The sequence below is a fragment of the Pediococcus argentinicus genome, from assembly GCF_001437605.1.
Lineage (GTDB): Bacteria > Bacillota > Bacilli > Lactobacillales > Lactobacillaceae > Pediococcus > Pediococcus argentinicus.
The window spans coordinates 1-8391 of record NZ_JQCQ01000048.1 but is presented as its reverse complement, the minus strand read 5'-3'; the positions used below and the strand labels follow the sequence as shown (position 1 = coordinate 8391).

Here is an 8391-nt window from a genome sequence, read left to right as displayed (position 1 = left end):
CGGACATTTTCAAAAACGTTTGACATAAAATTTGAGAGAATCAAAAAGGAAATGAATCCCAGAACCTAAGTTCTACTTCATTTCCTCTTTTGGTGAGTTTAACCCACTACGATATTAACAATTTTATTTGGAATTACAATTACTTTGCGAACCGTCTTATCACCAATATTAGATTGGATTCGAGGTTCTGCCATTGCAAGTTTTTCCAACGTATCTTTATCAGTATCTTTATCGACGCTTAACTTAGCACGCATCTTACCGTTAATTTGAACAATCACATCAACAGTATCTTCAACTAACTTTGATTCGTCAAATGTTGGCCATGCTTCATATGAAATTGTACCTTCATGACCTAACAAGCTCCAAAGTTCTTCCGCAACGTGCGGAATGATTGGCGACAACATCTTCACAAAGCCTTCCATGTATTCAAGCGGTAATGAATCAGCCTTGTATGCTTCGTTAACGAAGACCATCATTTGTGAGATAGCTGTATTAAAGTGCATGTTTTCATAATCAGTAGTAACTTTCTTGACTGTTTGGTTGTAAACCAAGTCCAAAGCACCATCATTGATTGTTGAAACACGATCACGCAAATGGTTGTTATCATCAATCAGTAAACGCCAAACACGTTCAATCCAACGACGACTTCCATTTAAACCATCTTCGCTCCAAGCAACTGATTCTGTTAAAGGTCCCATGAACATTTCGTACATGCGGAGTGTGTCAGCACCATATTTTTCAACGATATCATCGGGGTTAACCACGTTACCTTTTGATTTAGACATCTTTTCATGGTTTTCACCTAAAATCATCCCTTGGTTAACTAACTTCTGGAATGGTTCCTTAGTGGAAACGACGCCAAGATCATATAATACCTTGTGCCAGAAACGTGCATATAGTAAATGAAGAACAGCATGTTCTGCTCCACCAACGTATAAATCAACTGGTGACCATTCTTTCAGTAAATCTTTATCAGCAATTGCTTTGTCATTATGTGGATCGATGTAACGTAAGTAGTACCATGAACTACCAGCCCATTGTGGCATAGTGTTAGTTTCACGACGACCTTTACGCCCATTTTCATCAACAACATTCAACCAATCATCCAAGTTAGCAAGTGGGCTTTCACCAGTACCTGAAGGGCGAATATCCTTAGCAGCAGGTAAACGAAGTGGTAATTGATCTTCAGGAACTAAGGTTGTTTCGCCATCTTCCCAGTGAATAACTGGAATTGGTTCACCCCAGTAACGTTGACGTGAGAAAATCCAATCACGCAAACGATAGTTAACCTTCTTATCACCAACGCCATGTTCCTGAAGCCAGTCAATCATTGTATCGATAGCGGTTTGCTTATCCATTCCGTTTAAGAAATCAGAGTTGATATGCACACCATCACCAGTATAAGCAGCTTCTGAAACATCTCCACCTTCAATAACTGGCATAATATTTATTTTGAACTTCGTAGCAAATTCAAAATCACGATCATCATGAGCAGGAACCGCCATAATAGCACCTGTTCCGTATGAAGCTAAGACATAATCACCAATCCATACTGGAATCTTTTTGCCATTAACCGGGTTAATTGCGTAAGCACCAGTAAATACACCAGTTTTGTCTTTATTTAAATCAGTACGTTCCAAATCAGATTTAGTTGCAACACTAGCTTTATATTCATCAACACTGGCTTTGCATTCTGGAGTTGTAATTTCATCAACAATTTCATGTTCAGGAGCAACAACCATATAAGTTGCACCAAATAAAGTATCAGGACGAGTAGTAAAGACTTCGATGTCCTTATCACTATCTTCTACTTTGAAATGAACACTTGCACCTATTGAACGGCCAATCCAGTTACGTTGCATTTCTTTAATACTGTCAGGCCAATCGACTAAGTCTAAATCGTCCAGCAAACGGTCAGCATAAGCAGTAATTTTCAAAATCCACTGTTTCATTGGGACACGGTAAACTGGAAAGTCACCACGTTCAGTTTTACCATTGATAACTTCTTCGTTAGCCACAACCGTTCCACCCATCAAATCAGGAGCCCAGTTAACTAAGGTTTCTTTTTCGTAAGCTAAACCTTTTTTGTACATTTGTTCAAAGATCCACTGGGTCCAACGGTAATATTCAGGATCAGTTGTGTTGATTTCGCGTGACCAATCATATGAGAAACCTAATGAACGAATCTGGCGTTTAAAGTTCTTAATATTTTGTGCTGTGAAGTCCTTAGGATTGTGACCAGTCTTCATTGCATATTGTTCTGCAGGCAAACCAAAAGCATCCCATCCCATTGGATGAAGAACTTTGAATCCTTGCATACGTTTTAAACGAGACATGATATCCGTTGCTGTATAGCCTTCTGGATGTCCAACGTGAAGTCCCTGGCCTGATGGATAAGGGAACATGTCCAAAGCATAGTATTTAGGTTTGTTTTCATTTTCAACAGTCTTGAAAGTTTCGTTAACTCTCCAGTAATGTTGCCATTTATGTTCAATAACAGAATGATTGTATGGCATAAATTGTTCCTCCAATATTTTATTTAGCTAATAAAAAACGCCCTAGAGTTAGTTAAAACTCATAGGACGAATAAATTCCGCGGTACCACCTAGTATTTGCAGTTGCCTGCACACTTGATTCCTTAACGCGGAGAACGTTACTTCCTACTATGATTTCAGAAATAAACTTTCAAAGTGAGTTCACAAATTACTTCTCCAAGTTCGCATTACCACTTGGTTTCTGACAGAAAGATAATTCGCTACTAATCTTTGTTACTAGCTGTATGTTGGTGTAATCATATCAAAATTGCCACCTTTTTACAAGTTAACCAACGTAAAATGATATACTAACTAGGTAACTGAGGAGGATTCTACATATGAAACATAGAAATAATTCACAAGCATGGTTTGGCACGTTAGCGCTACTATTATTTATTGGCTTAGCATTCTTAGTAGTCTATATTCCTTCATCACTGAATGGGATTGATCATAGTCTAAAGGTATTTATTCAAAGTTTTAGAACGGCTAATTTAACTAAGTTCTTTAAATTGATTACAGAAATTGGCAATCCAATTCCATTCATTGTCATAAACATTGTGATTATTGCCTGGTTGACTCTTCGAAAGCATTGGCAAGACGCTCTATTTTTCATTTTAACCACTATCACAGCTACTGGTGTCAATCATTTGATTAAAGATATTATCAAACGTCCTCGTCCTAAAATTGGTCGTTTAATTCCCATCGGCGGATACAGTTTTCCAAGTGGACATTCAATTGCTTCAATGGCATTGTTTGGTGCTTTAATTATTATTACAGCTCATCTAGTCAGGAATAATCTGCTTAAATGGGTTGCTGACATTTTCTGGATCTTAGGAATCATACTGGTACCAATTTCACGCGTTTACCTCAATGTTCACCATCCTAGTGACATTATTGGTGGAATGTTATTGGGATTTGCCATTTTAACAATATACAATCAAATCATTTTTTCTAAATCGAGGCGTAGATAATGTTAGAAAACGCTCTTCAATATAGTCATACCCTATTAAAAGAAGTTGTTCATGCTGATGATATCGTTATTGATGCAACTATGGGCAACGGTCACGATACCAAATTTTTAGCCGAACTAGTTGGATTAAACGGAACTGTTTATAGCTTTGATATTCAAAAATTAGCTCTAATGAACACAACTGAGTTACTCAACCAGAATAATTTAACTGATCGAGTTAAGCTGATTCAAGATAGTCACGCTAATATAGACCATTACGTAACTGAAACGATTACTGGTGCAATTTTCAATTTAGGATATTTACCTGGCGGTGATAAAACAGAAATAACTCATGCAAGTTCTACACTTACAGCAATTGAATCTTGTCTTGAACTCCTCAAATCAAATGGACGCGTAATTCTGGTATGCTACTATGGACATCCGGGTGGTAAGGATGAGTTGGCACAGGTTCAACAGTTTACTAGTAATCTAGATCAACACCAGTACCAAGTACTCGAATATCAATTTACCAATCAAATTCATCATCCACCTATTTTAATTGCAATTGAAAAAAGATAGTCCCCCTTTATAGGGAGCTATCTTTTTTACTGGGTCGATCAAAAATATTAATAAACAATCCAATGACAATTAGAATAAATCCTGCCAGATAAATATTGTGAAGTGCTGTATACAAAATACCTCTTAAACTAGGTAATAGTTTAGCTGGTAGTTCGCTGGCGGTCTGTGGGTTGATTAACTTATTCATCATTGAGAATTTCAAATTTGGATTATCATTAACCCCACTATTTAAACTACTGTTCATAATAATTCCAAAAATTGACATCATGATGGTTTGTCCTAGAGTTCGAGCTAATGTATTAAAGGACGTTGCAACTCCAATATGTTCAGGTTTAACAAGTCGTTGTGATGTAACCGTTGTTGAAGTGATCGTAATTCCAAAACCAGTTCCCAAAACAGCCGAAATCAAGAAGAAGCACCAGAATGGTGTTGACACTGGCACAAAGGCTAAAATCAAACTTCCGAACGCTAAAATTCCTAAACTAACACTCAGAATTTGACGTGGTTTCATTTTAACTAACATTTTTCCAGCTAAGAATGAACCGAAAATCCACAACAAGGAACTAGGTGTTACGGCAAATCCGGCCAATGATGCAGGTAACCCAAGAATACCTTGGGTCCATGTTGGTAGGTAAACTTCAAATCCAATTAAAAATCCCGCTACCATCATCGTTGCTAAATTTTGAATAATAAAAGTTCTGTTCTTAAATAGGTCTAAGAAAATAATCGGATCAGCTGCTCGTTCTTCTTGCCGAATAAATAGAAAGATTGAAATTGCTGCAATAATGAACGAACCAATAACTCCGATAACTGATAAGTGAGCCTCTCCCACCAATTGGAACCCGTACATAATTCCCAATAGCGAAAGCATCAACCAAATACTTCCGAGATAATCGATTGGCTTTTCATGTACCTCTCGTTCTTCATAAAGGAAAAACTGAATTAATAAAATTGTGATTAATCCGATTGGAACATTAATGAAGAATACCCAATGCCATGTTAATTTATCAACAATAAAACCACCAATTAGCGGAGCTACAATCGAAGCAATCCCCCAAGCAGCACCGTTGAATCCCATAACACGAGCTCTTTTTTCAATCGGATAGATATCAGCAATAATTGTATTGGATACCGGCATGATACACCCTGCCCCAATTCCTTGTAGTGCTCGCCACAAAATCAACGTTCCCATTGATTGCGATAATCCACTTAAGATTGATCCAACTAGGAAAATTAAAATTCCAATAATAAAGATTCGTTTTCGACCAAACACATCAGCTAATTTTCCGTAGATGGGTGTAAAAATTGCATTGGTTAGTAGGAAGATTGAAACAACCCAATTCATCAAACTAACTCCATGTAAATCCCCTACGATAGTTGGCATCGCGGTCGAAACAATTGTTCCTTCAATGGCTGTCATAAACGTCGCTACAAAAATAGCGATGGTTACGACAACAACATTTGTTTTTCTCTTCTGCATAATTTCCTCACATAATAAAAACAGCTTGGGAAGATAAAGTTTTTCCAAACTGTTTTCATTCAAATTCAATGTTTAAAATATTTAATTATTTAATAGCATCTTTAGTTGATCAACCTTATCTGTATGTTCCCAAGGCAAATCAATATCTGTACGACCAAAATGACCATAAGCAGCAGTCTGTTTGTAGATTGGACGTTGAAGATCCAGCATTTCGATGATACCAGCTGGACGTAAGTCAAAAATTTCACGAATGGCTTTAACTAACTTATCTTCTGAAACCTTTCCAGTGCCAAATGTATCAATCATAACTGAAACTGGTTGAGCAACTCCAATTGCATAAGCAATTTGGACTTCAGCTTTAGTAGCTAATTTAGCAGCAACCACATTTTTGGCAATATATCGAGCTGCATAGCTAGCAGAACGGTCAACCTTAGTAGCATCTTTTCCTGAGAAAGCACCACCACCGTGACGAGCAGCACCACCGTAAGTATCAACAATAATCTTACGACCAGTCAATCCCGCATCACCTTGAGGTCCACCAATAACAAAACGACCAGTTGGGTTAATGTAATAATGCGTATTATCATCCAAGAGATTGCCAGGAATAACTGGCTTGATAACATGATCAATCACGTCGTTACGGATTTTGTTTAAAGTTACATCTGGATCATGCTGAGTACTTAAAACAACTGTATCAACACGAACTGCTTTATCATTATCATCATATTCAACAGTTACTTCAGCTTTTGCATCGGGACGAAGATATTTGATACTACCATCCTTACGTAACTTAGCAATTCTTTGCATCAAATGATGACTTAACATGATTGGTAATGGCATTAACTCAGGTGTTTCATCAGTAGCGTAACCAAACATAAGTCCTTGGTCACCAGCACCGATTTTATCAAGCTTGTCATCTTTACCTTCACGTGTTTCTAAGGAATCATCGACTCCTTGCGCAATATCAGGTGATTGTTCATCAATTGCCACCATAACAGCACAATTTTCACCATCAAAGCCATATTCACCACCAACGTAGCCGATTTCTTTGATAGTTTTACGAACTACCTTTTGAATATCAATATAAGCTGTGGTCGAGATTTCACCAACAACAACTACCAATCCAGTAGTTACTGTGGTTTCGCAAGCAACACGAGCATTCTTATCGTGTGCAAGTAATGCATCCAAAATTGCGTCACTAATCTGATCAGCAATCTTATCTGGGTGTCCTTCTGAAACAGATTCAGAAGTAAATAAATGTCTTTCGGTCAACTTAAAATTCCCCCTAAAATAATTTCGGTTACAAGGATCTAGTAGTAATGATTCCTATCGGGAACGCTCATAACCTAACAAGCTTATCATAAATTAGGTCCTTTTTAAAGTTGGTGTATTGACCTTCTGGGCCTAATTGTTTACGATTGATTTATTGTAAAAGGAGATTTATATGAATAAATTAAATTTACCCGATTTGAAAAATAAAATCGATCAAAAAACTATTCTACCGGCTGCCTTGTCAGTAGTATTCAGTTCAATAAGTTGGTATTTCAGCTACCACTTTGCGTCGTTGCGTTTAGGTAGTACAGTGCCAACTCAAATATTATTATTTTTATTTACACTAATGATGGTTTTTGTCACATTTGACCGGCTAACCAATAAATCATCACTTCGAGTGCTACTACCTTTGATTGGAATCACGCTAGCAATCGTAGTTGTCCTGCTTTTAAGTAAAGAACTTGTGATGGCTGAGCTTTGTCTATTAACCCTTGTTACTCTGTTAACCACGTTTATGAACTTTAAAGCCGTTAATGCTGTTGGACTAGCAATGTTTTCTACTTCAATTGGAGTTATCTTACCAGTCGCATTTTTTTATTTATCTAATCGATTCGTATCAGGATATTTTCTTCAAGTATGTATTGGATTAGCATTAGTTCTAAGTGTTGCATTCTTTGATATATTTATCACCAATGTAAAACCTTACCACTGGGTGCTAGCAGGTCTATCAGTTATCACAGCTGTCTTCTTATTATTTACCTTTCATGCATGGGCAGTTCTAATTACATTCGTAATGTTCGTCATTAATTGGTTCATTGCTCAAATGGATTTAAAAATTGGTATCAAATTATTGGTTTCGACAATAATTATTCTCGCATTTATTATCCTGATAAGTCTTTAAAATTATAGAAATAGCGGACAGCCTTGATGGCTGTCCTTTTTAATTAATTAAAACTAATCACCATAAAAAAAGCACATACCAATGTATGTGCTTCGGAATCGTTTAAACGACGGTCCCAACGAGACTCGAACTCGTGATCTCCTGCGTGACAGGCAGGCGTCCTAAACCAACTAGACCATGGGACCAACTAATTGCGGGAGCAGGATTTGAACCTACGACCTTCGGGTTATGAGCCCGACGAGCTACCAGACTGCTCCATCCCGCGATAATATAAAAATGACCCGTACGGGATTCGAACCCATGTTACTGCCGTGAAAGGGCAGTGTCTTAACCACTTGACCAACGGGTCATATAAAAATATGACTAAAAACTATTAACTTATAACGGAGAAGGAGAGATTCGAACTCTCGCGCCGCTTACGCGACCTACACCCTTAGCAGGGGCGCCTCTTCAGCCACTTGAGTACTTCTCCAAATGGGCCTAAATGGACTCGAACCATCGACCTCACGCTTATCAGGCGTGCGCTCTAAACCAGCTGAGCTATAGGCCCATAAAATAAAAAAGCGGGTGACGAGAATCGGACTCGCGACAACAGCTTGGAAGGCTGTGGTTTTACCACTAAACTACACCCGCATAAAATATTAAAATAATGGCGCGGGACAGAATCGAACTGCCG

The 8391-nt window shown here is 37.8% G+C and carries 6 protein-coding genes, 6 tRNA genes, 1 riboswitch and 1 other annotated feature; of the genes, 3 read left to right on the top strand and 9 right to left on the bottom strand.

Translation table 11 applies throughout. The annotated features are described in order from the left end of the window. Positions 1–98: 98 nt before the first annotated feature. A complete protein-coding gene (gene leuS / locus IV88_RS08445; protein ID WP_057800461.1) occupies positions 99–2516 on the bottom strand; it encodes a leucine--tRNA ligase in 2418 nt (805 codons plus the stop codon). Between the two features lie 59 nt (positions 2517–2575). Then, positions 2576–2781: a binding site (T-box leader), on the bottom strand. Positions 2782–2872: 91 nt separating this feature from the next. On the opposite strand from leuS, the gene IV88_RS08440 reads away from it, so the two are divergent. Beyond that, positions 2873–3505, top strand: coding sequence for a phosphatase PAP2 family protein (locus IV88_RS08440; protein WP_057800460.1), 633 nt, complete (start codon positions 2873–2875; stop codon positions 3503–3505). Continuing rightward, positions 3505–4062, top strand: a complete 558-nt coding sequence (gene mnmM, locus IV88_RS08435) for a tRNA 5-(aminomethyl)-2-thiouridylate-methyltransferase MnmM (RefSeq protein WP_057800459.1) — start codon at positions 3505–3507, stop codon at positions 4060–4062. The genes IV88_RS08440 and mnmM overlap by 1 nt, the downstream gene beginning before the upstream one ends. Positions 4063–4069: 7 nt before the next feature. On the opposite strand, the gene IV88_RS08430 is transcribed toward mnmM, so the two are convergent. After that, entirely contained in the window at positions 4070–5542 is a 1473-nt protein-coding gene (locus IV88_RS08430) for an MDR family MFS transporter (RefSeq protein WP_057800458.1), read from the bottom strand. Between the two features lie 81 nt (positions 5543–5623). Beyond that, positions 5624–6814, bottom strand: coding sequence for a methionine adenosyltransferase (gene metK / locus IV88_RS08425; protein WP_057800457.1), 1191 nt, complete (start codon positions 6812–6814; stop codon positions 5624–5626). Then, positions 6812–6892, bottom strand: a riboswitch (SMK box riboswitch). (Overlaps the previous gene by 3 nt.) A gap of 94 nt (positions 6893–6986) precedes the next feature. Here metK and IV88_RS08420 point away from each other — a divergent pair. Further along, positions 6987–7715: a hypothetical protein gene (locus tag IV88_RS08420; RefSeq protein WP_057800456.1), complete on the top strand. Its 729-nt coding sequence runs from the start codon at positions 6987–6989 to the stop codon at positions 7713–7715. A 110-nt stretch (positions 7716–7825) separates the two neighbouring features. Here IV88_RS08420 and IV88_RS08415 read toward each other — a convergent pair. The 6 genes from IV88_RS08415 to IV88_RS08390 all read right to left on the bottom strand — a co-directional run bounded on the left by IV88_RS08415 (position 7826) and on the right by IV88_RS08390 (position 8348). Further along, a tRNA-Asp gene (locus IV88_RS08415) sits at positions 7826–7900 on the bottom strand. Between the two features lie 6 nt (positions 7901–7906). Beyond that, positions 7907–7980, bottom strand: a tRNA-Met gene (locus IV88_RS08410). Positions 7981–7992: 12 nt separating this feature from the next. Next, positions 7993–8064, bottom strand: a tRNA-Glu gene (locus IV88_RS08405). A 35-nt stretch (positions 8065–8099) separates the two neighbouring features. Beyond that, positions 8100–8187: transfer RNA gene (locus tag IV88_RS08400), tRNA-Ser, on the bottom strand. 3 nt (positions 8188–8190) lie between these two features. Further along, positions 8191–8265 (bottom strand) — tRNA-Ile (locus IV88_RS08395). Between the two features lie 12 nt (positions 8266–8277). Then, a tRNA-Gly gene (locus IV88_RS08390) sits at positions 8278–8348 on the bottom strand. Positions 8349–8391 lie beyond the last annotated feature (43 nt).

Coding starts and splice junctions, on each gene's coding strand:
- IV88_RS08430 (WP_057800458.1), bottom strand. CDS start 5,542: ATGCAGAAGAGAAAAACAAATGTTGTTGTCGTAACCATCGCTATTTTT.
- leuS (WP_057800461.1), bottom strand. CDS start 2,516: ATGCCATACAATCATTCTGTTATTGAACATAAATGGCAACATTACTGG.
- IV88_RS08440 (WP_057800460.1), top strand. CDS start 2,873: ATGAAACATAGAAATAATTCACAAGCATGGTTTGGCACGTTAGCGCTA.
- IV88_RS08420 (WP_057800456.1), top strand. CDS start 6,987: ATGAATAAATTAAATTTACCCGATTTGAAAAATAAAATCGATCAAAAA.
- mnmM (WP_057800459.1), top strand. CDS start 3,505: ATGTTAGAAAACGCTCTTCAATATAGTCATACCCTATTAAAAGAAGTT.